This window comes from Streptomyces hydrogenans, assembly GCF_014656075.1.
In the GTDB taxonomy this organism is placed as follows: Bacteria; Actinomycetota; Actinomycetes; order Streptomycetales; family Streptomycetaceae; genus Streptomyces; species Streptomyces hydrogenans.
This window is the reverse complement of sequence record NZ_BNBS01000007.1, coordinates 1-26,430: the sequence shown is the minus strand read 5'-3', so window position 1 is coordinate 26,430 and position 26,430 is coordinate 1. Positions and strand designations below refer to the sequence as shown.

The 26,430-nt window shown below is 72.1% G+C and carries 24 protein-coding genes and 1 rRNA gene; 7 read left to right on the top strand and 18 right to left on the bottom strand.

Going from position 1 to position 26,430, the window contains the following annotated elements; translation table 11 throughout:
* Positions 1–26 precede the first annotated feature (26 nt).
* Together IE321_RS05195 and IE321_RS05190 are read left to right on the top strand one after the other, a co-directional pair.
* Positions 27–767: a hypothetical protein gene (locus tag IE321_RS05195; RefSeq protein ID WP_043226860.1), complete on the top strand. Its 741-nt coding sequence runs from the start codon at positions 27–29 to the stop codon at positions 765–767.
* 171 nt (positions 768–938) lie between these two features.
* Entirely contained in the window at positions 939–2,342 is a 1,404-nt protein-coding gene (locus IE321_RS05190; protein ID WP_190221931.1) for a DUF2637 domain-containing protein, read from the top strand.
* 107 nt (positions 2,343–2,449) lie between these two features.
* Here the strand turns inward: IE321_RS05190 and lysS are convergent, their stop codons facing one another.
* Positions 2,450–4,171: a lysine--tRNA ligase gene (gene lysS / locus IE321_RS05185; protein WP_043226858.1), complete on the bottom strand. Its 1,722-nt coding sequence runs from the start codon at positions 4,169–4,171 to the stop codon at positions 2,450–2,452.
* A 245-nt stretch (positions 4,172–4,416) separates the two neighbouring features.
* Here lysS and argS point away from each other — a divergent pair, with 245 nt between their 5' ends.
* The gene (argS, locus tag IE321_RS05180) at positions 4,417–6,180 is read left to right on the top strand and encodes an arginine--tRNA ligase (protein ID WP_190221930.1); all 1,764 of its coding nucleotides are present in this window, start codon (positions 4,417–4,419) and stop codon (positions 6,178–6,180) included.
* A gap of 19 nt (positions 6,181–6,199) precedes the next feature.
* On the opposite strand, the gene IE321_RS05175 is transcribed toward argS, so the two are convergent.
* Positions 6,200–7,444, bottom strand: a complete 1,245-nt coding sequence (locus IE321_RS05175; protein WP_190221929.1) for a helix-turn-helix domain-containing protein — start codon at positions 7,442–7,444, stop codon at positions 6,200–6,202.
* Between the two features lie 276 nt (positions 7,445–7,720).
* Here IE321_RS05175 and IE321_RS05170 point away from each other — a divergent pair, with 276 nt between their 5' ends.
* Positions 7,721–8,434: a DUF4232 domain-containing protein gene (locus IE321_RS05170; RefSeq protein ID WP_190221928.1), complete on the top strand. Its 714-nt coding sequence runs from the start codon at positions 7,721–7,723 to the stop codon at positions 8,432–8,434.
* Between the two features lie 68 nt (positions 8,435–8,502).
* Here IE321_RS05170 and IE321_RS05165 read toward each other — a convergent pair whose 3' ends face one another.
* The 7 genes from IE321_RS05165 to IE321_RS05135 all read right to left on the bottom strand — a co-directional run bounded on the left by IE321_RS05165 (position 8,503) and on the right by IE321_RS05135 (position 15,314).
* Complete coding sequence (locus IE321_RS05165; RefSeq protein ID WP_043226908.1) at positions 8,503–8,775, bottom strand: DUF1876 domain-containing protein; 273 nt, start codon at positions 8,773–8,775, stop codon at positions 8,503–8,505.
* Between the two features lie 61 nt (positions 8,776–8,836).
* Positions 8,837–9,841, bottom strand: a complete 1,005-nt coding sequence (gene hemB / locus IE321_RS05160) for a porphobilinogen synthase (protein ID WP_079022223.1) — start codon at positions 9,839–9,841, stop codon at positions 8,837–8,839.
* A gap of 122 nt (positions 9,842–9,963) precedes the next feature.
* Entirely contained in the window at positions 9,964–11,634 is a 1,671-nt protein-coding gene (locus IE321_RS05155) for a bifunctional uroporphyrinogen-III C-methyltransferase/uroporphyrinogen-III synthase (RefSeq protein WP_043226853.1), read from the bottom strand.
* On the bottom strand, positions 11,631–12,614 hold the full coding sequence (gene hemC / locus IE321_RS05150; RefSeq protein ID WP_043226852.1) for a hydroxymethylbilane synthase: 984 nt from the start codon (positions 12,612–12,614) through the stop codon (positions 11,631–11,633). The genes IE321_RS05155 and hemC overlap by 4 nt, the downstream gene beginning before the upstream one ends.
* Positions 12,611–13,966, bottom strand: a complete 1,356-nt coding sequence (locus IE321_RS05145) for a glutamyl-tRNA reductase (RefSeq protein WP_043226851.1) — start codon at positions 13,964–13,966, stop codon at positions 12,611–12,613. The genes hemC and IE321_RS05145 overlap by 4 nt, the downstream gene beginning before the upstream one ends.
* Positions 13,963–14,751: a redox-sensing transcriptional repressor Rex gene (locus tag IE321_RS05140; RefSeq protein WP_043226850.1), complete on the bottom strand. Its 789-nt coding sequence runs from the start codon at positions 14,749–14,751 to the stop codon at positions 13,963–13,965. The genes IE321_RS05145 and IE321_RS05140 overlap by 4 nt, the downstream gene beginning before the upstream one ends.
* Before the next feature lie 272 nt (positions 14,752–15,023).
* A complete protein-coding gene (locus tag IE321_RS05135) occupies positions 15,024–15,314 on the bottom strand; it encodes a glutaredoxin family protein (RefSeq protein ID WP_043226849.1) in 291 nt (96 codons plus the stop codon).
* Positions 15,315–15,407: 93 nt separating this feature from the next.
* On the opposite strand from IE321_RS05135, the gene IE321_RS05130 reads away from it, so the two are divergent.
* The 3 genes from IE321_RS05130 to IE321_RS05120 all read left to right on the top strand — a co-directional run bounded on the left by IE321_RS05130 (position 15,408) and on the right by IE321_RS05120 (position 19,262).
* Positions 15,408–16,376 carry an HAD family hydrolase gene (locus IE321_RS05130; RefSeq protein WP_190221927.1) on the top strand — a complete coding sequence of 323 codons (969 nt, stop codon included), beginning with the start codon at positions 15,408–15,410 and terminating at the stop codon, positions 16,374–16,376.
* 512 nt (positions 16,377–16,888) lie between these two features.
* The gene (locus IE321_RS05125) at positions 16,889–17,680 is read left to right on the top strand and encodes an ECF subfamily RNA polymerase sigma factor, BldN family (protein WP_063766070.1); all 792 of its coding nucleotides are present in this window, start codon (positions 16,889–16,891) and stop codon (positions 17,678–17,680) included.
* A gap of 322 nt (positions 17,681–18,002) precedes the next feature.
* Positions 18,003–19,262 carry a DUF5667 domain-containing protein gene (locus IE321_RS05120; protein ID WP_043226845.1) on the top strand — a complete coding sequence of 420 codons (1,260 nt, stop codon included), beginning with the start codon at positions 18,003–18,005 and terminating at the stop codon, positions 19,260–19,262.
* Positions 19,263–19,334: 72 nt separating this feature from the next.
* Here the strand turns inward: IE321_RS05120 and IE321_RS05115 are convergent, their stop codons facing one another.
* The 9 genes from IE321_RS05115 to rrf form a co-directional block, all read right to left on the bottom strand.
* A complete protein-coding gene (locus tag IE321_RS05115) occupies positions 19,335–20,390 on the bottom strand; it encodes a lysophospholipid acyltransferase family protein (protein ID WP_043226844.1) in 1,056 nt (351 codons plus the stop codon).
* A gap of 15 nt (positions 20,391–20,405) precedes the next feature.
* Positions 20,406–21,476, bottom strand: coding sequence for an NAD-dependent epimerase/dehydratase family protein (locus IE321_RS05110; protein WP_051842413.1), 1,071 nt, complete (start codon positions 21,474–21,476; stop codon positions 20,406–20,408).
* Positions 21,477–21,629: 153 nt separating this feature from the next.
* Complete coding sequence (locus IE321_RS05105; RefSeq protein WP_003948845.1) at positions 21,630–21,728, bottom strand: 30S ribosomal protein bS22; 99 nt, start codon at positions 21,726–21,728, stop codon at positions 21,630–21,632.
* 152 nt (positions 21,729–21,880) lie between these two features.
* Positions 21,881–22,090: a helix-turn-helix domain-containing protein gene (locus IE321_RS05100; RefSeq protein ID WP_030495139.1), complete on the bottom strand. Its 210-nt coding sequence runs from the start codon at positions 22,088–22,090 to the stop codon at positions 21,881–21,883.
* 127 nt (positions 22,091–22,217) lie between these two features.
* A complete protein-coding gene (locus IE321_RS05095; protein ID WP_190221926.1) occupies positions 22,218–23,033 on the bottom strand; it encodes a phosphatase in 816 nt (271 codons plus the stop codon).
* Between the two features lie 81 nt (positions 23,034–23,114).
* Positions 23,115–24,290, bottom strand: a complete 1,176-nt coding sequence (locus IE321_RS05090; RefSeq protein WP_043226842.1) for an acetoin utilization protein AcuC — start codon at positions 24,288–24,290, stop codon at positions 23,115–23,117.
* The gene (locus IE321_RS05085) at positions 24,259–25,455 is read right to left on the bottom strand and encodes an MFS transporter (protein ID WP_043226840.1); all 1,197 of its coding nucleotides are present in this window, start codon (positions 25,453–25,455) and stop codon (positions 24,259–24,261) included. The genes IE321_RS05090 and IE321_RS05085 overlap by 32 nt, the downstream gene beginning before the upstream one ends.
* Before the next feature lie 43 nt (positions 25,456–25,498).
* Positions 25,499–26,146 (bottom strand): HAD family hydrolase, encoded by a 648-nt coding sequence (locus IE321_RS05080; protein WP_190221925.1) that lies wholly within the window; start codon positions 26,144–26,146, stop codon positions 25,499–25,501.
* 68 nt (positions 26,147–26,214) lie between these two features.
* Positions 26,215–26,331, bottom strand: a 5S ribosomal RNA gene (rrf, locus tag IE321_RS05075).
* Positions 26,332–26,430 lie beyond the last annotated feature (99 nt).

Sequence of the window (26,430 nt, the reverse complement as noted above, 5' to 3'; positions counted from 1 at the left end):
CCGTACGACAAGCGACTGAAGGAACCATGCAGCGATCAGCTCCGCGACTCACCCGCATTCTCGCCGCCGCAGCCGTCCCGGTGATGCTCGTCGTCGCCGGCTGCTCCTCGGACTCGGGCAGCGGCGGTGGGGACGGGGCCGGTGAGGCCGGCGGAGCGAAGGCGACCGCGAGCGCGACCGCGTCGGCGACCCCCTCCCCGACGCCGACGGTCGAGCCGGCGAAGTTCGCGAAGCTGCCCACGGCGTGCAAGGCGATCGCGGCGAAGACCACCGCCTCGCTGGTGCCGAAGGCGAAGAACGAGAACGGCACGGCGGCGGCCTCCACGGACCTCTCCCACCGCAGCGGCTGCTCCTGGAACGGCCTGGACGACAAGGGCGTCAAGGGCTCGCAGTACCGCTGGCTCGACGTGTCGTTCTACCGGTACGACTCCGAGGTGTCCCTCGGCAGCGGCCAGGCGCGCGCCCAGGAGAACTTCGCCAAGGAGCTCGGCAAGATCCAGGCCACCGCGGGCGCGAAGACGCTGAGCACCGCGCCGGTGGCCGGCGTCGGCGACGAGGCGAAGATCGTCACCTACACCGTCAACAAGACCGGCGAGGACTTCCCCTACGCCTCGGTCGTGGCCCGCTCCGGCAACGTGCTGGTGCTGCTGTCCTACAACGGCGCCGGGTACGCGGGCGCGCCCGTGCCGCGGGCGAAGACGATCGTCGAGGGTGCGACCAAGGCGGCGAAGGAAGCGGTCGCCTCGGTGGCCGCCGCGAACAAGTAGGCGTACCCGTCGAGCGGTCCGGCCAACCCCCGTCGACCGCACGGGTAGTGACACAAATCAACACAGACAGGCATGTCCGAGCGGAGCCCGTCCCTCCCCAGGGGGCCGGGCTTCGCTCACGTGTGCCACTCTGGGGCCCGCGAGACGTCGAATCACGGGAGGGGATCGCGGGTGGCCGCGATGGAGCTGACACGCACACACCGCATACTCATCGGGCTCGTCATCGGCGGCGCGGTGATCATCGCGGGGATCGGTTTCGCGGGTTCGTACGCGGCCGTGCGCGAGCTTGCCGTACACAAGGGCTTCGGTACGTTCTCGTACTTCTTCCCGATCGGCATCGACGCGGGCATCTGTGTGCTGCTCGCACTGGACCTGCTGCTGACGTGGCTGCGGATCCCGTTCCCGCTGCTGCGGCAGACGGCGTGGATCCTGACGGCGGCGACCATCGCGTTCAACGGCGCGGCCGCGTGGCCGGACCCGCTGGGCGTGGGCATGCACGCGGTCATCCCGGTGCTGTTCGTGGTGGCGGTCGAGGCGGCGCGGCACGCGGTGGGCCGGATCGCGGACATCACCGCGGACAAGCACATGGAGGGCGTGCGGCTGACCCGCTGGCTGCTGTCGCCGGTGCCGACGTTCCGGCTGTGGCGACGGATGAAGCTGTGGGAGCTGCGCTCGTACGACCAGGTGATCAAGCTGGAGCAGGAGCGGCTGATCTACCAGGCCCGGCTCCAGGCCCGCTTCGGGCGCGGCTGGCGGCGCAAGGCCCCCGTGGAGGCGCTGATGCCGCTCCGTCTCGCCCGGTACGGCGTCCCGCTCGCGGAGACGGCCCCGGCGGGCCTGGCGGCGGCGGGCATCGACCCGGTGCTGCTCCCGCCGAACCCGGTCCCGGTCCCGGTCGTGACCCCGCTCAGGAACCCGGCCCTGGTGTCCGGCCCGGCCCCGCACGCGGTCGCCCCCCAGGTCCCGGCCCAGACGCAGGAGCTGGTCCAGGCACAGGCCCAGGCACAGCCCCAGGAACAGGCCCAGGAGCCCGCCCCGGCCCCGCCGGCCCAGGCGCAGGCCCAAGCGCAGGCCCAGGAGCCCTCTCAGGCCCCACAGACCGCGCAGGCCCCTCAGCCCGCTCAGGCCCCCCAGGACCCGGCCCCCGTCCCCCAGCAGGCCCAGCCGAACCACGAGAGCCCCTGGTTCGACACCCCGCACCTCGCCCCGGACGGGTACGGCGGCACGTACACCGCGCAGGCGGAGGAGAACGCCGCGGAGGCCATCCCCGGGGACGCCCACCCGGTGGAGCCCGAGCAGTCGGGTCCCGAGCTGTTCGGCGTGCTCCAGCAGCCCGACCCCAGCCAGGAGCCGGACCCGCAGATGGAGGAGTTCCGGGAGATCGCCTACAAGATGACGTACGGCTTCGTGCAGGAGTACGGGCGCTTCCCGACCCCGTTCGAGCTGGACCAGCTGGTGGCGGAGGCGTACGGCCTCCAGCAGCTCCCGGAGCCCCAGTCGGACCTCCTCCAGCTGGTCACCCCCGAGGTGCAGGAGCGCGTCCGCGAGGAGATGCAGGAGTACGACCCCTCCTGACGGCTCGTCCCGACGGACCCTCCTGACGGACCGTTCCGACCCGCCCGCACCGCACACACACGCCGAAGGGCCGCCCCCGGTCACGGGAGCGGCCCTTCGCGCGTCGGTCAGGCGCCGAGCAGCTTGCGCACCCGGTCCGCGCCCACGGCGAGGAGCAGGGTGGGCAGGCGGGGGCCCGTCTCGCGGCTCACCAGGAGCTTGTAGAGGAGGGCGAAGAAGGAGCGCTGGGCGACCTTCAGCTCGGGCGTGGGCTTCGCCTCGGGGGTGAGCCCGGCCATGACCTTCGGGACGCCGTAGACCAGCGTGGTCAGGCCGTCGAGGGACCAGTGGCTGTCCAGGCCCTCCAGGAGGAGGCGCAGGGACTCGCGGCCCTCGTCGTCCAGGGTGCCGAGGAGCTCGGTGTCGGGCTCCTCGCGGACGATGGTGCGCTGGTCGGCCGGGACCTGGGTGGTGATCCAGTTCTCGGCGCGGTCGAGGCGCGGCCGGACCTCGTCCAGCGAGGTGACCGGGGACTCCGGGTCGAGGTCGGTGAGGATCCGGAGGGTCTGCTCGTCGTGGCCGGCGGTGATGTCGGCGACCGAGGCCAGCGTGCGGTACGGCAGCGGGCGCGGGGTGCGCGGCAGCTCGCCGGCCGCGGTACGGGCGGCACGCGCGTGGGCGGCGGCGTCGGCGGGCAGCACGGTGCCGTCGGCGACCTTGGCCTCCAGCTTGTCCCACTCGTCGTACAGCCGCTGGATCTCCTGGTCGAAGGCGATCTTGAAGGACTGGTTGGGCTTGCGGCGGGCGTAGAGCCAGCGGAGCAGCTGCGGCTCCATGATCTCCAGCGCGTCGGCCGCGGTGGGCACGCCGCCCTTCGAGGAGGACATCTTGGCCATGCCGCTGATGCCGACGAAGGCGTACATGGGGCCGATGGGCTGGACGCCGTCGAAGAGCGTGACGATCTGGCCGCCGACCTGGAAGGACGAGCCCGGGGAGGAGTGGTCGACGCCGGAGGGCTCGAAGATGACGCCCTCGTAGGCCCAGCGCATGGGCCAGTCGACCTTCCACACCAGCTTGCCGCGGTTGAACTCGCTGAGCTTGACGGTCTCGGCGAAGCCGCAGGCGGAGCAGGTGTAGCTCAGCTCGGTGGTCTCGTCGTCATAGGAGGTGACGGTGGTCAGGTCCTTCTCGCACTGCCCGCAGTAGGGCTTGTACGGGAAGTACCCGGCGCCGCCGCCGGAGCCGTCGTCCTCACCGGCCGCGCCGGAGCCCTCGGCGGCCTCCAGCTCGGCCTCGTCGACCGGCTTCTGGGACTGCTTCTTGGGGGCCTTCTTCGTCCGGTACTGGTCGAGGATGGCGTCGATGTCACCGCGGCGGCGCATGGCGTGCAGGATCTGCTCGCGGTAGACGCCGGAGGTGTACTGCTCGGTCTGGCTGATCGGGTCGTACTCGACGCCCAGCTCGGCCAGCGCCTCGACCATGGCGGCCTTGAAGTGCTCGGCCCAGTTGGCGTGGGGCGAGCCGGCCGGGGCGGGGACGGAGGTCAGGGGCTTGCCGATGTGCTCGGCCCAGGACTCGTCGATGCCCTCGATGCCGTTCGGCACCTTGCGGTAGCGGTCGTAGTCGTCCCACGAGATGAGGTGGCGGACGGTGTGTCCGCGGCGGCGGATCTCGTCGGCGACCAGGTGCGGGGTCATGACCTCGCGGAGGTTGCCGAGGTGGATCGGGCCGGAGGGGGAGAGGCCGGAGGCGACGACCACCGGTTTGCCAGGCGCACGTCGCTCCGACTCGGTGATGACCTCGTCCGCGAAACGGGAGACCCAGTCGGTCTCGGTGCTGCTCTGAGCCACGGTCGGTACGTCCTTCTTTCCAGATCCTTGCGGGAAATCCCCCGGAGCCTTCAAAGCCCTACGCCAGTCATTGTCCCAGACGGAACCGGGCGCTCCGAGGTTGTCCACAGGCGGGATTCTCCTCGGCCACCCTCGGCGACGGCTTGTCCACAGGCGGGGAAAACACGTTGCCCACCCATGGGACACTTGACAAGCGAAATAGACCACCGGAACGCCCGGACACGACACAACAGGAACGGAAGCTCATGGCCTCGGTCCCTTCCCTCGCCTCGACCGTGCAGCAGCGCCTCGCGGAAGGTCTCTCGGCAGCCCTGCCGGAGGCCGGATCCGCCGACCCGCTGCTCCGACGAAGCGACCGGGCCGACTTCCAGGCCAACGGCATCCTGGCGCTGGCCAAGCGGCTCAAGGGCAATCCGCGCGAGCTGGCCACGAAGGTCGTCGAGTCCATCCCGGCGAACGACGTGCTGAAGGAGATCGAGGTCTCCGGCCCCGGCTTCCTCAACATCACCGTGTCGGACGCGGCCATCGTGGAGACGCTGGCGGCCCGTGCCGCCGACGCGCGCCTCGGCGTGCCGCTGAACGAGGCGGCGGGCACCACGGTCATCGACTACGCGCAGCCGAACGTGGCGAAGGAGATGCACGTCGGCCACCTCCGCTCCGCGGTGATCGGCGCGGCGATGGTGGAGATCCTGGAGTTCACGGGCGAGACCGTGGTCCGCCGGCACCACATCGGCGACTGGGGCACCCAGTTCGGCATGCTCATCCAGTACCTGATCGAGCACCCGCACGAGCTGGACCACAAGGCCGAGGGCGCGGAGGTCTCCGGCGAGGAGGCCATGTCGAACCTGAACCGGCTGTACAAGGCGTCCCGCGCGCTCTTCGACGCCGACGAGGAGTTCAAGACCCGGGCACGCGCCCGCGTGGTGGACCTCCAGGCCGGTGACGAGGAGACCCTCGCCCTGTGGCAGCGGTTCGTGGACGAGTCGAAGATCTACTTCTACTCGGTCTTCGACAAGCTCGACATGGACATCCGCGACCCCGACGTCGTCGGGGAGTCCGGCTACAACGACATGCTCCTGGAGACGTGCCGGATCCTGGAGGAGTCGGGCGTCGCGGTCCGCTCCGAGGGCGCGCTGTGCGTCTTCTTCGACGACGTCAAGGGCCCGGACGGCAACCCGGTCCCGCTGATCGTCCAGAAGTCCGACGGCGGCTTCGGCTACGCGGCGACGGACCTGTCCGCCATCCGCGACCGGGTGGGCAACCTGAAGGCGTCGACGCTGCTGTACGTGGTGGACGCCCGCCAGTCGCTGCACTTCAAGATGGTCTTCGAGACGGCCCGCCGGGCCGGCTGGCTGAACGACGAGGTGAAGGCCGTCCAGCTGGCCTTCGGCACGGTCCTCGGCAAGGACGGCAAGCCCTTCAAGACCCGTGAGGGCGAGACGGTCCGGCTGGTGGACCTGCTGGACGAGGCGATCGACCGTGCCTCGGCCGTGGTCCGCGAGAAGGCCCAGGACCTCACGGAGCAGGAGATCGCCGAGCGGGGCGCCCAGGTGGGCATCGGCGCGGTGAAGTACGCGGACCTGTCGACGTCGGCGGCCCGTGACTACAAGTTCGACCTGGACCAGATGGTCTCGCTCAACGGCGACACGTCCGTGTACCTCCAGTACGCGTACGCCCGTATCCAGTCGATCCTGCGGAAGGCCGGGGACGCGAAGCCGGTCGCCCACCCGGAGCTGGAGCTGGCGCCGTCCGAGCGGGCCCTCGGCCTGCACCTGGACGGCTTCGGCGAGGCCGTCGAGGAGACCGCCGCGGAGTACGCGCCGCACAAGCTGGCCGCGTACCTGTACCAGGTGGCCTCGCTGTACACGACGTTCTACTCGGAGTGCCCCGTCCTCAAGGCGGACACCCCGGCGCAGGTGGAGAACCGCCTCTTCCTGTGCGACCTGACGGCCCGCACGCTCCAGCAGGGCATGGCGCTGCTGGGCATCCGGACGCCCGAGCGTCTCTGACGCCGCCGGGGCGGGTGGTTCACTGCGCGACCCACTCGCCCTTGTCGGGCCAGTAGCCGTAGACCGGGCGCCCCTCGATGGCGTGGACGCGGAACGGCTGCCCGCCGTCGTCGATCCGAAGGGTCCCCTTCCGGTCCCCGGTGCTCCACTCCAGCTCCAGGTACCAGGCGACGGCGTGCTCCTCGGTGTGGACGTCGAGGTTGAGGACCTCCGCGTCGCCGGTGGCGACCTGGTACGGGAAGTCCTTCGCCGGCACGACCCGGTCCCCGTCCTGTCCGGCGACCGCCTTCACGTAGGGCCGGGGCGCGTCGAGGTCGACGTCGAAGGTCTGCGGGGTGATCCCGCTGCCGCAGCCGTCGCCCATCGAGTACGCGTACCGGGTCGGCGGCCGGTCCCGCTCGACGACCCGGACCCGCAGCCGCGACAGCACGACCGGTTCCCGGGTCCGGCCGGTGACGGTGACCTGGAGCTGCATGTGCCCGCCGTCGATCCCGCCGAGCGCGCGGGCCCACGGCCGGGAGTCCTGCGGCGGGGGCGGCGGCACGTGCTGCGGCTTCTGGTCGAGGACGTAGTACTGCCCGCAGGGTTCGGCCCAGTTGTACGAGCTGATGCCGGCGTTCAGCGGAGCGGGCGCCGCGGCCCCGCCGGAGCCTTCGCGCGGCGGTTCCTTCTCGCCGTCCCGCCCCACGAGATAGGCCACGGGCACGGCGAGCGCCACGACGGCCACGGCGGCGAGCGCCCATCGGAACCGCCCCCACGAGCTCCGGGCGGCCGCCGGGACGTCCGGGCCCCTCACCACGACGACGGGCTCGCCGACCTCCTCGGAACCGGAACCGTCGAACGCGCCCGACCCGACGAACCCGACAGCCCCCGCCGACTCCTCCGCGGACGACCCCGCGGCGCTTCCCACCGCCGCCCCAGCCGCCTCCCCCACGGACTCCCGGGCAGGCTCCGGCCCGGTCCCCCGCACGGGTTCCCGCACGGACTCCCCCGCCGACGCGCCGGCCGCCTCGCCGCTCCGCCCCCGGGTCTCGTCCGCGACGATCCAGGCGCGGTGCAGCTCGACGAGCTCCTCGCGGGTGGCCCCGCACAGACGGCCGAGCCGTTCCACGGGGGCGAAGTCGGTCGGGACGGCGTCGCCGTTGCAGTACCGGTGGAGGGTGGAGGTGCTGACGTGGAGCCGCTTGGCGAGCGCCCCGTAACTCAGCCCCGAGCGCTCCTTCAGCCCCCGCAGCAGCCCGGCGAGCCGGTCCCCCGTGTCCATCCGTCGCTCCCCATCACTGGCCGGCGTCCCAGGAACGCGTTCCGGGCGACATACGTCTCCCCAGGTCACAGGGGGTGGAAGCGTTCCAGCGTTTCTCATTGTCCCGTGTCGATCGACACCGGGTCACACCGGCTCGCAGCATGGAGTCATGCCGAACAGCCGCGTCACCGACGCCCTGGCACTGATGGTGCTGATCGTCTGCACCGCGATCGTCCTCGCCCTGCTCGACGGCCGCTGACCGCCGCCGCCCGCTCTCACACCCACGGGGGAACCACCATGCGCCTGTCCGTCCGCACCCTGGCCCTGCCCGCCGCCGCCCTGGCCGCGGCCCTCTCCCTCACGGCCTGCCAGTCGTCGTCCGACCCGGACGCGGCGCCGGCCCCGACGTCCGCGTCGCCCCGGCAGACCACCGCCGCCACGCCGGCCACGCCGGCCACGCCGGCCACACCGACGACGACCGCCCCGGACCCGGCGCCGACCACCGCCCCGGCGACGACACCGGCCACGAAGCCCCCGAAGAAGACCACGGCCCCGACCCCCGCCGACAACGGCGGCAACGGCGGCAACGGCGACGACCCCGCCCCCGCCCTCACCCCCTGCACCGCCAAGGACGTGAAGGTCGTGGCCAGCAAGGTCAGCCGCCCGATCAACCACCTGGCACTGACCGTCACGAACGTCGGCGACCGCCCCTGCGACGCCGTGGGCGCGCCCCTCGTCGGCTTCGACCAGAGCCAGGCGCCCATCAGGATCGTGGAGGAGAGCAAGCCGCAGGCCGTGGTGACGCTGACGCCCGGCGAGTCGGCCTACGCGTCCCTGATCCTGACGGGAGAGCCCGGCGGGGACACCCACGGCATGACCGTCCGCACGGTCAAGGTGAACCTGACCACGGACAGCATGGTGACGGTGCCGGCGCCGACGGGCACGTACGTGGACGACGGCGCCGCCGTCTCGTACTGGCAGCGGGAGCTGGCGGACGCCCTCCAGTACTAGCCCGGGCACCAGGCCCGGCGCGGGCCCCCGCGGGGCCCGGTGGTGCCCGGTCGACCGCTGGTCGACCGCTACCGGTTGATCGGGTACGACGTCCGCCCCGACGCCTCGTCGATCTGCGCGTGCGCCTTCTGCAGGAGCTGCGAGGCCAGGTCCATCAGGGCGCGGGCGCCGGCGATCTCCTCGCCGACCCTCAGCTGTTCCGGATCGGAGGGGTGCCGGTGGGCGGTGCCGTGGGCCCGGAACTCGGAGCCGTCCGAGAGCCGGACCATGGCCGCCGCCCGCGTCCGGTCGCCCTCCTCCTTGAACTCCATGTCGACGTGCCATCCGACGAGCGTGTTCATCATGAGGACCACCTCCGGGAGGTACCTGTCGGGTACCTCTCCAGGGTGCGCCGCCGGGCGGTCAGCGGCGAGCCGACCCGAGCTTCCGCGCCGCCTCGGTGGCCCAGTAGGTGAGGATCATCTGGGCCCCGGCCCGGCGGATGCCGGTGAGGGTTTCCATGATCGCCTTGTCGCGATCGATCCAGCCCTTCTCGGCGGCGGCCTCGACCATCGCGTACTCACCGCTGATCTGGTACGCGGCGACCGGCACGTCCACGGCCTCGGCGACCTTCGCGAGCACGTCCAGGTAGGGCCCGGCCGGCTTCACCATCACCATGTCCGCGCCCTCCTCCAGGTCCAGCGCCAGCTCGCGCATCGACTCGCGGAGGTTGGCGGGGTCCTGCTGGTAGGTCTTGCGGTCGCCCTTGAGCGACGAGCCCACGGCCTCGCGGAAGGGGCCGTAGAAGGCGGAGGAGTACTTCGCGGTGTACGCGAGGATCGCCACGTCCTCCTTGCCGATGGTGTCCAGGGCGTCCCGGACGACGCCGACCTGGCCGTCCATCATCCCGGAGGGGCCGACGACGTGGACGCCGGCGTCGGCCTGGACCTGGGCCATCTCGGCGTAGCGCTCCAGCGTGGCGTCGTTGTCGACGCGCCCGTCCTCGTCGAGGACGCCGCAGTGGCCGTGGTCGGTGTACTCGTCGAGGCAGAGGTCGGACATGATCACGAGCTCGTCGCCGACCTCGGCCCGCACGTCGCGGATGGCGACCTGGAGGATGCCGTCCGGGTCGGTCCCGGCCGTACCGAGCCCGTCCTTCTTCGCGTCCTCCGGCACACCGAAGAGCATGATCCCGGAGACCCCGGCCTCCAGCGCCTCCACCGCGGCGCGGCGCAGCGTGTCCCGCGTGTGCTGGACCACGCCGGGCATCGCGCCGATCGGCACGGGCTCGCTGACGCCCTCGCGGACGAAGGCGGGCAGGATCAGGTCGGCCGGGTCCAGCCGGGTCTCGGCGACCATACGCCGCATGGCGGGCGTCGTCCGCAGCCGCCGCGGCCGCGCCCCCGGAAAGCTTCCGTACGAGTTCATACGTGCGAGGCTACGCCCGCCCCGCACCCCCACTTACCGACACCCTGTTGCCGCCGTACGACACGACGGCGCGGGCCCCCGGGTGGGGGCCCGCGCCGTCGGGAAGCGGACGGGGTGCCGCGTCAGGTGGTCCGGCGGCGCCGCGCGCCCGGACGCCGCTCGCTCGGCCGCGTCACGGGATCGCCCGCCTCCAGCGCCGCCTCGCGACGCCGCAGGCCGAACTCCGCCAGCGCCTCGGCCAGCTTGTGCACGGACGGCTCGGGCGACAGGACGTCGACCCGCAGCCCGTGCTCCTCCGCCGTCTTGGCCGTCGCCGGCCCGATACAGGCGATGACGGTCACGTTGTGCGGCTTGCCGGCGATGCCGACCAGGTTCCGCACGGTCGACGAGGAGGTGAAGAGCACCGCGTCGAAGCCGCCGCCCTTGATCGCCTCGCGGGTGTCCGCCGGCGGCGGCGAGGCGCGCACGGTCCGGTAGGCGGTGACGTCGTCGACCTCCCAGCCCAGCTCGATGAGGCCCGCGACCAGCGTCTCGGTCGCGATGTCGGCCCGCGGCAGGAAGACGCGGTCGATCGGGTCGAAGACCGGGTCGTACGGCGGCCAGTCCTCCAGGAGACCCGCGGCCGACTGCTCGCCGCTCGGCACCAGGTCCGGCTTCACGCCGAAGTCGACCAGCGCCGCGGCGGTCTGCTCGCCCACCGCGGCGACCTTGATCCCGGCGAAGGCGCGGGCGTCGAGCCCGTACTCCTCGAACTTCTCGCGCACGGCCTTGACCGCGTTGACCGAGGTGAAGGCGATCCACTCGTACCGTCCGGTGACGAGCCCCTTCACCGCCCGCTCCATCTGCTGCGGGGTCCGGGGCGGCTCGACCGCGATGGTCGGCACCTCGTGCGGCACGGCGCCGTACGAGCGCAGCTGGTCGGAGAGCGACGCGGCCTGCTCCTTGGTGCGCGGCACGAGCACCCGCCAGCCGAAGAGCGGCTTGGACTCGAACCACGAGAGCTGGTCGCGCTGCGCCGGGGCGCTGCGCTCGCCGACCACGGCTATCACCGGCCGGTGGCCCTCGGGAGAGGGGAGCACCTTGCCCTGCTTGAAGACCTGGGCGATGGTGCCGAGCGTCGCGTTCCACGTCCGCTGGCGCGTCGTGGTGCCCGCGATGGTGACGGTGAGCGGGGTGTCCGGCTTGCGGCCCGCCGCCACCAGTTCACCGGCGGCCGCGGCCACCGAGTCGAGCGAGGTGGACACGACGACGGTGCCGTCGGAGGCGCCGACCTCGGCCCAGCAGCGGTCGTCGGCGGTCCGCGCGTCGACGAAGCGGACGTCGGTGCCCTGCTCGTCGCGGAGCGGCACACCGGCGTACGCGGGAACGCCGACCACGTTCGCGACGCCGGGGACGACCTCGAAGGGGATGCCCTCGGCGGCGCAGGCGAGCATCTCGGCGCCCGCGTTCCCGTCGAGGCCGGGGTCGCCGGTCACCGCACGGACGACCCGCCTGCCGCCGCGCGCGGCCTCCATGACAAGATTGACCGCATCCCTCAACACGGGGACACCGGCGGCTGTTGACGCCTCGTCAACAACCGTCAGCTCAGGCGTGCTCACGCCCGCGCGCGCATGACCGCGGACGACCTCGAGGACCTCCGGCTCGGCGATCAGGACGTCCGCTCCCGCGAGGGCCTCGACGGCCCGGAGGGTCAGGAGTCCGGGGTCGCCTGGGCCTGCGCCGAGGAAGGTGACGTGGCCGTGACCCGCGAAGACGGGGGACACGGGGCTGGTGGTCGGGCTGGTGGGGCTCAAGGTCGCTCCCCCATAAGACCGGCCGCACCCTTGGCGAGCATCTCGGCCGCGAGTTCGCGTCCGAGCGCCGCCGCCTCGTCGTACGAGGTGGGTACGGGACCGGTGGTGGACAGCTGCACCAGCGTCGAGCCGTCGGTGGTGCCGACGACGCCGCGCAGGCGCATTTCGGTGACAACCTGCCCGTGACCGGGACCGTCGGCGAGGATGTCGGCGAGCGCGCCCACGGGTGCGCTGCAGCCGGCCTCGAGGGCGGCGAGCAGGGATCGCTCAGCGGTCACGGCGGCCCGCGTGCGCGGGTCGTCGAGAGCGGAGAGCGCGGCGACGAGGTCGGTGTTCGACGCCGGGCATTCGACGGCCAGGGCACCCTGGCCGGGGGCGGGCAGGACGGAGTCGACCGGCAGGTGCTCGGCCGACAGTCCGCCGAGGAGTTCCTCGGTGCCGCCGATGCGGTTGAGTCCGGCCGCGGCGAGGACGACGGCGTCGAGCTCGCCCTTGCGGACGTAGCCGACGCGGGTGTCGACGTTGCCGCGGATCGGGACGCAGGTCAGGTCGAGGCCGTGGCTGCGGGCGTACGCGTGCAGCTGGGCCATGCGGCGCGGCGAGCCGGTACCGACGCGGGCGCCCGCGGGCAGCCGGTCGAGGGAGAGCCCCTCGCCGGTGATGAGGACGTCGCGCGGGTCCTCGCGCGGCGGGATCGCGGCCAGCACCAGCTCGGGGTGGCGCGCGGTCGGCAGGTCCTTCAGGGAGTGGACGGCGAAGTCGACCTCGCCGTCGAGCAGCGCGTCGCGCAGCGCGGCGACGAAGACGCCGGTGCCGCCGATCTGCGCGAGGTGCTCACGGGAGGTGTCCCCGTACGTGGTGATCTCCACGAGCTCGACGGGCCGGCCGGTCAGCTGCCGGACCGCGTCGGCCACGTGCCCGGACTGGGCCATGGCGAGCTTGCTGCGCCTGGTCCCGAGCCTCAGTGCCCTCTCGGTCATACTCGCCCTCGGTTCTTGACGTCGGCGTCATTCAGGTCGGCCCGGGAGACGGAAGCCACCGTCTCCGGGTCGAGGTCGAAGAGTGTCCGCAGCGCGTCGGCGTACCCGGCGCCGCCGGGCTCGCTGGCCAGCTGCTTGACCCGCACGGTCGGCGCGTGCAGGAGCTTGTCGACGACGCGGCGCACGGTCTGGGTGATCTCGGCGCGCTGCTTGTCGTCGAGGCCGGGGAGGCGGCCTTCCAGGCGGGCGACCTCGCTGGCCACCACGTCGGCGGCCATGGTGCGCAGGGCGACCACGGTCGGGGTGATGTGGGCGGCGCGCTGGGCGGCGCCGAAGGCGGCGACCTCGTCGGCGACGAGTCCGCGGACCTGGTCGACGTCGGCGGCCATGGGGGCGTCGGCGGAGGCGTCGGCCAGCGACTCGATGTCGACGAGCCGGACGCCGGGGATCCGGTGGGCGGCGGCGTCGATGTCGCGGGGCATCGCGAGGTCGAGCAGGTGGAGGGGCTCGTCGCGGCCCTCGGCGGCGGCCTCGACGGCGTCGCCGGTGAGGACGAGTCCGGTGGCGCCGGTGCAGGAGACGACGATGTCCGCCCGGCCGAGTTCGTCGCCGACGGCAACCATCTCGGCCGAGCGCGCGGCCACGCCCGTGCCGCCGGGCTCGGTGAGGATCTCGGCGAGCCGCTCGGCGCGGGCGAGGGTCCGGTTGGCGATGACGATCTCGGCGACCCCGGCGCGGGCGAGGGTCGCGGCCGCCAGGGACGACATGGAGCCGGCGCCGATGACGAGGGCGCGCTTGCCCCGCGCCCAGCCGTCGACGTCGGTGCCCTGGGCGAGCTGCTCCAGGCCGAAGGTGACGAGCGACTGCCCGGCCCGGTCGATGCCGGTCTCGCTGTGGGCGCGCTTGCCGACCCGCAGGGCCTGCTGGAAGAGGTCGTTGAGGAGCCGGCCCGCGGTGTGCAGGTCCTGGCCGAGGGCGAGGGCGTCCTTGATCTGGCCGAGGATCTGGCCCTCGCCGACGACCATGGAGTCCAGGCCGCAGGCCACCGAGAAGAGGTGGTGGACGGCCCGGTCCTCGTAGTGCACGTAGAGGTAGGGGGTGAGCTCGTCCAGGCCGACGCCGCTGTGCTGGGCGAGCAGCGTGGACAGCTCGGCGACGCCGGCGTGGAACTTGTCCACGTCGGCGTAGAGCTCGATGCGGTTGCAGGTGGCGAGGACGGTGGCCTCGGCGGCCGGTTCGGCGGCGAGGCTGTCCTGGAGGAGCTTGGCCTGGGTGTCCGCCGGCAGCGAGGCCCGCTCCAGGATGGAGACGGGGGCGCTGCGGTGGCTCAGCCCGACGACGAGGAGGCTCATGCCGGCATCACGGCGGGGACGTCCCCGTCGGGTCCCTTGCGACCGCCCTCGGCGGTGGTACGGGTGGCGGCGGGCGGCGCCGCGGGGGCGGCGGCCTGCGGGGCTGCCTCCTCGCCGAGCTCCTCGCCGGCCTTGCGCTGCTCGTGGAAGGCGAGGATCTGCAGCTCGATGGAGAGGTCCACCTTGCGCACGTCGACGCCGTCGGGCACGGAGAGCACGGTCGGGGCGAAGTTGAGGATGGAGGTGACGCCCGCGGCGACGAGGCGGTCGCAGACCGCCTGGGCGACGCCGGCCGGGGTCGCGATGACGCCGATGGAGACGCCGTCCTCGGCGATGATCTTCTCCAGGTCGTCGCTGTGCTGGACGGGGATCCCGGCGACCGGCTTGCCGGTCATGGCGGGGTCGGCGTCGATCAGCGCGGCGACGCGGAAGCCGCGGGAGGCGAAGCCGCCGTAGCCGGCGAGGGCGGCGCCGAGGTTGCCGATGCCGACGATCACGACGGGCCAGTCCTGCGTCAGGCCGAGCTCGCGGGAGATCTGGTAGACGAGGTACTCGACGTCGTAGCCGACACCGCGGGTGCCGTACGAGCCGAGGTAGCTGAAGTCCTTGCGCAGCTTCGCGGAGTTGACGCCGGCCGCGGCCGCGAGCTCCTCGGAGGAGACCGTGGGTACGGAGCGCTCCGACAGCGTGGTCAGGGCGCGCAGATACAGCGGAAGGCGGGCGACGGTGGCCTCGGGAATTCCTCGGCTACGGGTCGCCGGTCGGTGAGTTCGGCCAGTTGCCACGGTGCTCCTGCGGGATGAGCGGGGCTGCAGGCGGCCATATGTCCCAAGACCGCCCCGTCGAATGCAGGCTATGTCTTTGTGAACGCGTGCACAAAGATGGTGTCCGTTTTGTCCGGCCAAAGTGACCGGGGTCACGCGACCGGTTCTCGTCGCCGTGGAACCGCCGCACCGTGCGACGCGTTGAGATCCCGAAGGGGGCAAAGCCGCACACACTCCTCACGACGTGGCCCCCGAATGCCAACAAAACGTCCATGATGGTAACCGGCTTTCGGTCACGCACCCAGTTCGCGCCGCAGCCGCTCCGCGTCCACCCGCCAGAAGGTGTGCTGTTCGCCGTCGACCAGGACGACGGGAATCTGCTCCCAGTACTCCTTGTACAGCGCCTCGTCCTGGAGGATGTCCCGCTCCTCCCAGCGCGCCCCGGTCTCGGCGCACACGGCCTCGATCACCGCCCGGGCGTCGTCGCAGAGATGACACCCCGGCTTCCCGATCAGCGTCACGGTCCGCGCGGCCGGGTCCTTGGCCGCGTCCTTCTTCTTCGCACGTCCGAACATGCCGTCCATTGTCCCGCCCGGCAACGGTGGGGACCCGCACTGTTCACACCACGGCATCCCCACAAGTCGGGAAGTACCGAACAGACTGGCTATGCTCCAGACATGGCCGCTCTGGGATGGCTCACCCCCCGTAGGCGCTCCGCCACCGCGCGCAGCGTCCTGGCAGGCGAGGCCGCCGCCGAGGCGGCCCGCAAGACCTCGCTCCAGCTGGAACAGGAGAGAGAGGAGGAGGCCGCCGCCCTGGAGGCGGCACGCGCCTCCGAAGCCGAGCCCGAGGAGCCCGAGTTCCCCGTCGCCGGCGACGTGAGGGCCGCCGCCTTCTTCGACCTCGACAACACCGTGATGCAGGGCGCCGCGATCTTCCACTTCGGCCGCGGCCTGTACAAGCGGAAGTTCTTCCAGCGTCGTGAACTCGCCCGCTTCGCCTGGGCGCAGATCTGGTTCCGGCTCGCCGGCGTCGAGGACCCGGCCCACATGCAGGAGGCCCGCGACAGCGCGCTCTCCATCGTCAAGGGCCACCGCGTCTCCGAACTGATGTCGATCGGCGAGGAGATCTACGACGAGTACATGGCCGACCGGATCTGGCCGGGCACCCGCGCCCTGGCCCAGGCCCACCTCGACGCGGGCCAGAAGGTCTGGCTGGTGACGGCCGCCCCGGTCGAGACCGCCACGATCATCGCCCGCCGGCTCGGCCTCACCGGCGCCCTCGGCACGGTCGCCGAGTCGGTCGAGGGCGTCTACACCGGCCGACTGGTCGGCGAACTGCTGCACGGCCCGGCCAAGGCCGAGGCGGTACGGGCGCTGGCCGCCGCCGAGGGCCTGGACCTCGCCCGCTGCGCCGCCTACAGCGACTCGCACAACGACATCCCGATGCTGTCGCTCGTCGGCCACCCGTACGCGATCAACCCCGACACCAAGCTGCGCCGCCACGCCCGGGACCGCGAGTGGCGGCTGCGCGACTACCGGACCGGCCGCAAGGCCGCCAAGATCGGCATCCCGGCCGCCGCGGGTCTCGGCGCCGTCGCCGTCGGCACCGCCGCCGCCGTCGCCCTCCACCGGCGCCGCCGCTGACCCGGCCCCGCCGACCCGGGTCCGCCGCTCCGGGCCCGGTCAACGCGGGCCCCCGGAGCGGCGGGAGACCGCCCCCGTATCCGAACTTCCCGGCGTTCCGGGCGCGCCACGCCCGTGGCGATACGTTTCGGCTGCGATCACGTACGACAACCGCGGACCAGAGGGGCTCACCCGTCCGTGATCGAACAGCCCGGCACGCCTCGACTCCCGGGCATTCCCGCGCCCTTACCCAGGAGCGGCCCGGATCACTCTCCCCTACCGCACATGAGCACAACGCAACGCCGACGCAATCACACTCGGAAGTCAATCGATCAATAACCGGTCACGAACTGCGACTTGATCCGCCCGCAAGCGGTAACAGAAGCGACGTAATCGATGATTTGAGCAACTGGGTGTAGCGCTGCCTGTACGAAGCGTTATTCTCCTCAGACGCACAGCGGAACCCTCACGTCGTCACGACGAGTGAATGGATCCGCACTGCACGTGATGGAAGCTCTGCCTCTGGGAGTCCCGTGTACCCACACGTCGGGGTTGACGCCTCGGGCCTGGCTACGCTGCGCGCAACGGTCCTCGACCACTTGCGTGGCTTCGTCCCCACCGCGTACGTCGGTCCTGCGCCCGCCTTCGCCTTCGCCGCACCGGCACCGGCCGGCCCTTGCTATGCCCTGGCCGACGGCGGTGCCGCCGTCGGCAGAAGGGGCGCGCGCGGCGGCTCGGGCAATTCGACCGCCGCCCGACGCCCCACCGCCGACAGCGACAGCGCGCGCATGATGGACCTGGTCGAGCGCGCCCAGGCGGGCGAGGCCGAGGCCTTCGGCCGGCTGTACGACCAGTACAGCGACACCGTCTACCGCTACATCTACTACCGCGTCGGCGGGAAGGCCACGGCGGAGGACCTCACCAGCGAGACCTTCCTGCGCGCCCTCCGCCGCATCTCCACCTTCACCTGGCAGGGACGCGACTTCGGCGCCTGGCTCGTCACCATCGCGCGCAACCTGGTGGCCGACCACTTCAAGTCCAGCCGCTTCCGGCTGGAGGTCACCACCGGCGAGATGCTCGACGCCAACGAGGTCGAGCGCAGCCCGGAGGACTCCGTCCTGGAGTCCCTCTCCAACGCCGCGCTGCTCGACGCCGTCCGCCGCCTCAATCCCCAGCAGCAGGAGTGCGTCACCCTCCGCTTCCTCCAGGGCCTCTCGGTCGCCGAGACCGCGCGGGTCATGGGGAAGAACGAGGGCGCCATCAAGACCCTCCAGTACCGCGCCGTCCGCACCCTGGCCCGGCTCCTGCCCGAGGACGCCCGCTAGCGCGGGCCGCCGACCGCCGCCGTTCCCCTCCCTCCCCCTGTCCCCTCCCCCCGTGAAGTCACTTGTCCCCCTCACCCATATCTCTCCCCCCACGCCACCACTGCCCGTCTCACATCACAGTCGGTGACGCTTCGATGACGCACTGGTCCGATCATCTTTCGCGCGTAACCCAAGTGCCGCGCCGCTCGTTGTGCGAAATGCAGGCTCCCTGTGGTCACGCCCTGCTCGCTGCTCCTCACTCGTTCGTGTGGATCAGCTCAAGGAGGGCAACCTTCCGGACCCCCCGGGGAGTCGAACGTCATGACGAGAGGAGGTGCCGCCAGTGATCGCGAACGTGCACCGGCGGGCGAACGCCTTCGCCCAGGCCCTGGAGGACCGGACGCCCGAGGGCGAGGCGGCCGAACGGCCAGACGCCCCGGCCGACACGGGCGACCAGGGACGGCTTTTGGCCTTGGCGAGCGGACTCGGCGATCTGCCGAAACCAGAGCTCGACCCCGAGGTCAAGGTGGTGCAGCGAGCGCAGCTCGTGGCCGCCATGGAGGCGATGTTCGCCCAGGGGACGGCCGGCGCGGGCCCTACCGTCCCGGAGCAGCGGAGCACGCGGGGCGCCCACCGGGCCTCCCCGCTGCGGAAGCTCCGCCCACGGTCCCGCTGGACCAAGGGGCTCGCCGCCGGCGGCCTCACCGTCGGCGTCGCGGCCGGAGCCTTCGGCGGCGTCGCAGCCGCCAGCTCCGACGCCCTCCCCGGTGACTCCCTCTACGGGCTCAAGCGGGGCATGGAAGACCTCAAGCTGGGCATGGCCGACGACGACGCCGACCGCGGGGGCATCTACCTCGACCAGGCGTCCACCCGGCTCAGCGAGGCCCGCCGGCTCATGGAGCGAGCCCGCTCCGGCGACCTCGACCACGAGTCCCTCAGCGAGATCCGCCGCGCCCTCGGCGGCATGAAGCACGACGCCGAGGAAGGCCACCGGCTGCTCCGCCAGGCCTACGACCGGGACGGCCAGATCGCCCCCATGGCCCGGCTGAACTCCTTCGCCCAGGCCCACCGCGACACCTGGAACGGCCTGCGCGACCGCCTCCCCGTCCAGCTCACGGACGTGGGCGAAGAGGTCAGCGGCGTCTTCGACGCCATAGACCAGGAGGTCGAGCCGCTCCAGTCGGTGCTGCCCCGCACCCTCGAGAAGGGCGCGGTCGCCCCCGGCGGCTCCAGCAGCAGCCCCACCGCCCGGCAGAACCAGCAGGGCACGGACACCCAGCAGCCCCCGGCCACCCAGGGCACCCCCACCCAGGACGGCCACTCCGCCACCCCCCGCCCCTCGGGCACCACCCAGGGCGGCGGCACGGGCGGCACCACCGGCACCGGCACCACCCCGAGCCCGGGCGCCGAAAGCGGCACCACCTCCCCCGAGGACGACGGACTCCTCGGCGGCAACACCGGCGGCCTCCTGCCGTCCCCGACGGGCACACCCCCCGCCCCCGAGGACAGCCAGGTGACCCCCACGCCACCGGACGTCACCATCCCACCCCTCTTGCCGGGCCTCCTTCCGGGCCTCGGCATCGACAGCGAGGACGCTCGCTGACAAGGAGAAGGGGCGCCCCCACGGACGGGGGGCGCCCCTTCGTCCATCCTCCGGCCCGCGCAGCACCGCGGATCAGAAGAAGACCGACCTCCGCTGCACCAGCAGCTTGTACAGCGTGTGCTGGATCTGCTCCCGCACCTGGTCCGTCAGGTTGAACATCAGCATCGGATCCTCCGCCGCCTCCGGCGGATAGGAGTCCGTCGGAATCGGCTCGCCGAACTGGATCGTCCACTTCGTCGGCAGCGGCAGCATCCCCAGCGGCCCCAGCCACGGAAAGGTCGGCGTGACCGGCACGTACGGCAGGCCGAGCAGCCGCGCCAGCGTCTTCGCGTTCCCGATCATCGGGTAGATCTCCTCGGCGCCCACGATCGAGCAGGGCACGATCGGCACCCCCGCCCGCAGCGCCGTCGAGACGAAACCGCCCCGGCCGAACCGCTGGAGCTTGTACCGCTCCGAGAACGGCTTCCCGATGCCCTTGAAGCCCTCCGGCATCACGCCGACGACCTCCCCGGCCCGCAGCAGCCGCTCCGCGTCCTCCGCGCACGCCAGGGTGTGCCCCGCCTTCCGGGCCAGCTCGTTGACCACCGGCAGCACGAAGACCAGGTCCGCCGCGAGCAGCCGCAGATGCCGGCCCGCCGGATGATGGTCGTGCACCGCGACCTGCATCATCAGCCCGTCCAGCGGCAGCGTCCCGGAATGGTTCGCGACGATCAGCGCCCCGCCCTTCTCCGGGATGTTCTCGACGCCCTTCACCTCGACCCGGAAGTACTTCTCGTACAGCGGGCGCAGCAGCGACATCAGCACCTGGTCGGTCAGCTCGGCGTCGTACCCGAACTCGTCCACCTCGTACTCGCCGGTGACCCGCCGCCGCAGGAACGCCAGCCCGCCCGCGAGCCGCCGCTCCCAGTCCGTCCGGCCGGCCCCCGCGCCCTCCGGCGCCCGCTCCGCCTCCGGTACCGGCTCCGCCACGGGCTCCGGGTCCGGGGCGGCGGGCACCTCCCGCGCGCCCGGCAGCGCCCGTACCGCCGCCGGCCCCTTCTCGGGACCGGACGGCTCCTCGGGCCGACCCGGCCGCCGCCGGGCCCGCGAACGGTCGTCGTCGAAAGGAATCACCTTGGCGTCCGCCATCGCTGTCGCTGCTCCTCAGGCACCGTCGTGAGAGTCGTGAGAAGGGACCGGAGCGGCGTCCGGGGCGAGCCGGCCGGCCAGCCGGTCCACCGCCCCCGCCAGCCGCTCCGGCGGCAGGAGGCCCGGCCCCCGGCTCGCCGCGAAGTCCGCGAACGCCTCCGCCGTCGAGTACCGCGGCCGGAAACCCAGGACCTCCCGCATCTGCGTGGTCGAGACGACCCGCCCGTGCGTGAGGAGCCGGATCTGCTCGGGCGCGAAGTCCGTCAGCCCCACCGTCCGCAGCGCCGAGCCCACCCAGGTCACCGCCGGCAGCAGCACCGGCACCGTCGGCCGTCCGAGCCGCCGCGCGCACTGCGAGAGCAGCAGCACCCCGGCGCCCGCCACGTTGAAGGTCCCGCTGTTCAGCGACGCCCGGCGCGGCTCCTGCGCCACGAGGCGCAGCACGTCGATCACGTCGTCCTCGTGGACGAACTGCAGCCGCGGGTCGTAGCCCAGGACCGTCGGCATCACCGGCAGCGACAGGTACTCGGTCAGCGGGGACTCCACCCGCGGTCCCAGGATGTTCGCGAACCGCAGCACGCAGACCGCCACGTCCGGCCGCCGTCGGGCGAAGCCCCGTACGTACCCCTCGACCTCGACCGCGTCCTTCGCGAACCCACCGCTCGGCAGCGACTTCGCCGGGGTCGTCTCGGTGAAGACCGCCGGATCGCGGGGCGCGGAGCCGTACACGTTCGTACTGGACTTCACCACCAGCCGGCCGACCCGCGGTGACTTCTGGCAGGCCCCGAGGAGCTGCATGGTGCCGATGACGTTGGTCTCCTTGACCGACGTCCGGCCGCCGGCGCCCAGCGCCGTCCCCGTCACGTCGAGGTGCACCACCGTGTCCACCTCGTGCTCGGCGAGCACCTTGGCGATGGCCGGCCTGCGGATGTCCGCGCGGACGAACTCGGCGGCCCCCAGCTCATGCCCGGGCTCGACCGCGTCCACGGCCACCACCCGTTCCACCTCGGGGTCCCGCTGGATCCGCCGCACGAAACGGCCCCCCAGATACCGGGCCGCACCGGTGACGAGCACGACCTTGCCCAAGATCAGCGCCTTCCGTCCGATTTCCCTGGAGTCACTCCGTAGCCGCCACCGTAGCGCCTGAGCATTTCGGCGCAATGAAAACGTGGCCCCTCACCGATGACGGTGAGGGGCCACGCCTTTTCACGCACGGGAAACCGCTCGCGCGGCCGCCGCTTACTTCTTGTTGCGACGCTGAACGCGCGTGCGCTTGAGCAGCTTGCGGTGCTTCTTCTTGGCCATCCGCTTGCGCCGCTTCTTGATAACAGAGCCCACGACTACCCTCGCTCACTTCTTCTCACTGGTGCGGGGCGTCTGGGCCCACACGACCTACGTCGGCCTAGCCTACCGGCATGAGCGCCGCACTCGTAATCCGAGGGGCGGACCCGGCTCACCGGCCGTTCGGCCGCGGGTCGACCGCGCGCCCGTTACGCGGTCCCCACCCCCACGTACGACTCCCTCAGGTACGCGTGAACCGCCTGTTCCGGGACCCGGAAGGACCTGCCCACCCGGATCGCCGGCAGATGACCGCTGTGCACCAAGCGGTACACGGTCATCTTCGACACGCGCATCACCGCGGCGACTTCCGCCACGGTCAGGAACTTGACCTCGTTGAGAGGCCGATCGCCAGCAGCCATGACCCACCTGTACCTTCCGCCGCGACGCCCACCGGCTTCCCCTCCGGTGACTCTTCGTCGTCGAACGCTCACGAATCAGACTAGGGGCGGGTGGTACGAGTGGGGAAGAGGAGCCCCTATCGCCCGTTTACCGTGACAGACACGCTCGATTGAGTACATAGCGCGTGAGGGGACGGTAGTACGCCGAGCGCACCCCGTCATCCAGCGGGACGGCCACCGCCACCTGCCCCTCGGCCTCCCCCACGAAGAGCGCGGGATCGTCCGTGTCGGCCAGCCCGATCGCCTCGATACCCAGCTGACCAGCACCGCAGACCCAGCCGTGGTCCCCGACGACCAGCTCCGGCAGCGGCCCGCCGGCCTGCGCCGCGCTCTCCAGCACGGCCCGCACCGGCAGCGCCGAGTGGGAGTGCGCCCCCTGCTCGCGCCCGCCCTCCGGCGGCCCCGCCTCCCGCACGAACGCGACACCGCGTACGTAGTCGAGGACGTACGTGCGTAGACCGAACCGGGTCGTTATGTCGACACATCTCCCCTGCGCCGGGGTGAGTACGTCACATCCCGCCGCCGACAGAGCGTCTGCGAGAGCGACGTAGAAACCGAGCAGCCGGTGCGGATGCCCCGTCCCGAACAGCACCGGAGCCCGCCGGGCGGCGGCCACCGCGAGCCGGCCCGCGAAGGCGTCGAGACCGCGCAGGGTCCGCTCCGGATCGATCACGTCCGGCCCCGAGCGGTGGGCAGGGTCCCCGGACACCCCGCACTTCTCCGCCATGAGCCGCAGCAGCGCGGCCTCGTCCCAGCCCCCGGCCGGCGTCAGCCCCAGGGTCACCCGGGGGTCCCGCGCGGCGAAGAGCCGGTAGCTCCGCAGGCTCTCCTCCCGCGACGTCGCCACCGTCCCCGCCAACCCCGCCGCCAACAGATGCGCCCGCAGCGCCCCGGTACTCAACACCCTTCCGATGCTGCCGGAACACTTCTGCCGGAACGTCAAAATCCGCCGTACACCGCACAGTTGGCGTAACAGACCGGCAGTTCAGGCCAGCAGCCCGCGCAGCGGGAAGGCAGCCTTCCGGGTCGCGATCACCGCCTGGTCGAGCCGGTCCGCGGGGTCGTACCCCGCCGACCAGTCGCGGAAGTCGACGGGCCACCGCCCGTCCGTCATCCGCCCGGGCCCCAGCTGCCGCGTCCGCGCGTACACCTCGTCCCGCCACGAGGACGGGATCACGGTCTCGGGCGCGACGGGCGCGTGCGCCGCGATCCCCACGAGGTGGGTCCACGACCGCGGGACGACGTCGACGACCGCGTACCCGCCGCCGCCCAGCGCCACCCACCGCCCGTCCGCGTACGCGTGCGCCAGCTCGTGGCACGCCTCCTGCACGGCCCGCTGCGCGTCGAGCGAGACGGCCAGGTGGGCCAGCGGGTCGTCGAAGTGCGTGTCCGCCCCGTGCTGGGTCACGAGCACCTGCGGCCGGAAGTCGGCGAGGAGCTCCGGCACCACCGCGTGGAAGGCCCGCAGCCAGCCCGCGTCCCCGGTCCCGGCCGGCAGCGCCACGTTCACCGCGCCGCCCTCGCCGGGCCCGGGCGCCCCGGTCTCCTCCGGCCAGCCGGTCTGCGGGAACAGCGTCCGCGGGTGCTCGTGCAGGGAGACCGTCAGGACCCGCGGGTCCTCCCAGAAGGCCGCCTGCACCCCGTCCCCGTGGTGGACGTCGACGTCCACGTACGCGACCCGCTCGACGCCCAGCTCCAGGAGCCGGGCGATGGCGAGCGAGGCGTCGTTGTAGACGCAGAACCCGGCGGCCCCGCCGGGCATCGCGTGGTGCAGGCCGCCGGAGAAGTTCACGGCGTGCTCGGCCTCGCCCCGCCACACGGCCTCCGCCGCCGCCACCGACTGGCCGGCGATCAGCGCGGACGCCTCGTGCATGCCCTCGAAGGCCGGGTCGTCGACCGTGCCGAGCCCGTACGCCTGGTCGGCGTGGCGCGGATCCGCCGAGGCGGCCTTCACGGCGGCCACGTAGTCCTCGCGGTGCACGAGCCGCAGCGTCGACTCCCCGGCCGGCTTGGCGGCGACGACGTCGACCTCCCGGTCGAGCCCGAAGGCCCGGACCAGCCCCATGGTCAGCGCGAGCCGCACCGGGTCCATCGGGTGCTGGGGCCCGAAGTCGTACCCCGTGACAGCTTCATCCCACATCAACAGTGCGCGGCCGCTCATGCCCGCCACCGTATCGGGCCTCCCGCGCGCCGAACGACGTGGCATACACCACCGTCACCAGGACGAGCACCATCGGCACCACCATGGCCCCGCGGTAGCTCCAGGCGTCCCCGAGCGCCCCCACGAGCGGCGAGCCGACGAGGAAGCCGACGTAGTTGAAGACGTTGAGCCGGGCGACGGCCGCGTCGCTGTTCTCCGGGAAGAGCCGCCCGGCCGCGGCGAAGGTCTGCGGCACGATCACGCTCAGCCCGAGGCCCAGCACGGTGAAGGCCGCGATCCCCACCCACGCCGACTGCGCGACCGCCACCAGCGCGAACCCGCACGCCGCGAGCACCGCCCCGGCCCGCACCACCACGGACGCCCCGAGGTGCCGCACCCCGAAGTCGCCCACGGCCCGCCCGAGCAGCGTCGTCACCATGTACGCGTTGTACGGGACGGTCGCCGCCTCCTCCGAGCTGCCGAGCACGTCCTGGAGGTACTTCGCCGACCAGTTGGAGACCGTCGAGTCCCCGATGTACGCGAAGGTCATCACCAGGCACAGCGGCAGCAGCAGCCGGAAGGACAGCACCCCGCCCTTCCCGGCCGCGGCACCGTCCCGGACGGCCTCGCCGTCGACGTATCGACGGCTGCCGAGGAAGGCCAGCGGCGCCAGCACCACGACGACCGGGAGGTAGGACCAGAACAGCGACAGGTGCCAGTGGGCCCCCACCCAGGCCAGCGAGGCCCCGGCGATCCCGCCGAGGCTGTACGCGGCGTGGAAGCCGAGCATGATGCTCCGGCCGTACGCCCGCTGGAGGCTCACGCCCAGCATGTTCATGGAGGCGTCGAGCGCGCCGACGGAGAGCCCGAACGCCCCGAGCGCCACGGCGGCCATCCACAGCGCGTCGCCGGCGCCGACGCCCAACAGGGCCAGCAGCACGACGGGCTGCGACCACCGCAGCACCCGGGAGGGCGCCACGCGGGCGACGACCTTCTCCGTCGCGACGCTCGCCACGCCGGCGAGGATCGGCACGGCGGCCAGGAAGAGGGGCAGCAACCCGTCGGAGATCCCGTAGCGGTCCTGGATCCCGGGTATGCGGGTCACGAGGAGGGCGAAGGCCACGCCCTGCACGAAGAAACTGAAGGCCAGGGAAGCCCGCCCCCGCCGCAGCCGTACATCGGTCATGGCGGCTCAGCGTAGGGCCGTCACCTACCGATGGGTAGATGGATCACAGACCCAATATCGCGGGCAGCTCCTCCATCCGCGAGAAGAACCCCTTCGCCCCGGTCAGGCGGTCTTCCGGGGTCATCGCCGTGAACCCGTACACGTCCATCCTGGCGGCCACGGCGGCCTGGACGCCGAGTCGGCTGTCCTCGACGACGACGCACCGCTCGGGCGCCACTCCCCTGCGCGCGGCGGCGTGGAGGAAGAGGTCGGGCGCCGGCTTGCCCCGCCCGACGTCCTCGGCGCTGTAGACGATCTCCTCGGGGAACCATGCATCGAGCCCGGTCTTCCGGTGCCCGACCCGGATCCGCTCGTGGCTCCCGGAGGAGGCCACGCAGTACGGCACCCCGGCGGCCGTCAGCCGCTTCAGCACCTCCACGGCACCGTCGACCGGCTCCAGTTCCTCCTGGAACGCGGCGAAGACCCGCGCGTGGAAGGCGGTGTCGAAGTCCTCGGGAAGCCGCTGTCCGGTCCGTTCGAGGATGACGTCGTGAACCCGGTGCATGGCGGCACCCATGTAGTCACGAAGGGAGTCCTCGTAGGTGGTGGGGTGCCCGAGTTCGGTGAGATGGCCGGCGAGCAGCCGGTTGGAGAGCGGCTCACTGTCGACGAGCACGCCGTCGTTGTCGAAGATGACCAGGTCGTAGCGCATGTGCCAAGCCTAGAACGCAAAAATGCCTCAGCCCCAGGACAAAAGTCCTGGGGCTGAGGCTAAAAATTGTTCGGCGGCGTCCTACTCTCCCACAGGGTCCCCCCTGCAGTACCATCGGCGCTGAAAGGCTTAGCTTCCGGGTTCGGAATGTAACCGGGCGTTTCCCTAACGCTATGACCACCGAAACACTATGAAGTTGAACTCAACCAACCGGATTGGGAGTTCGTTACTTCAGAACTAACACAGTGGACGCGAGCAACTGAGGACAAGCCCTCGGCCTATTA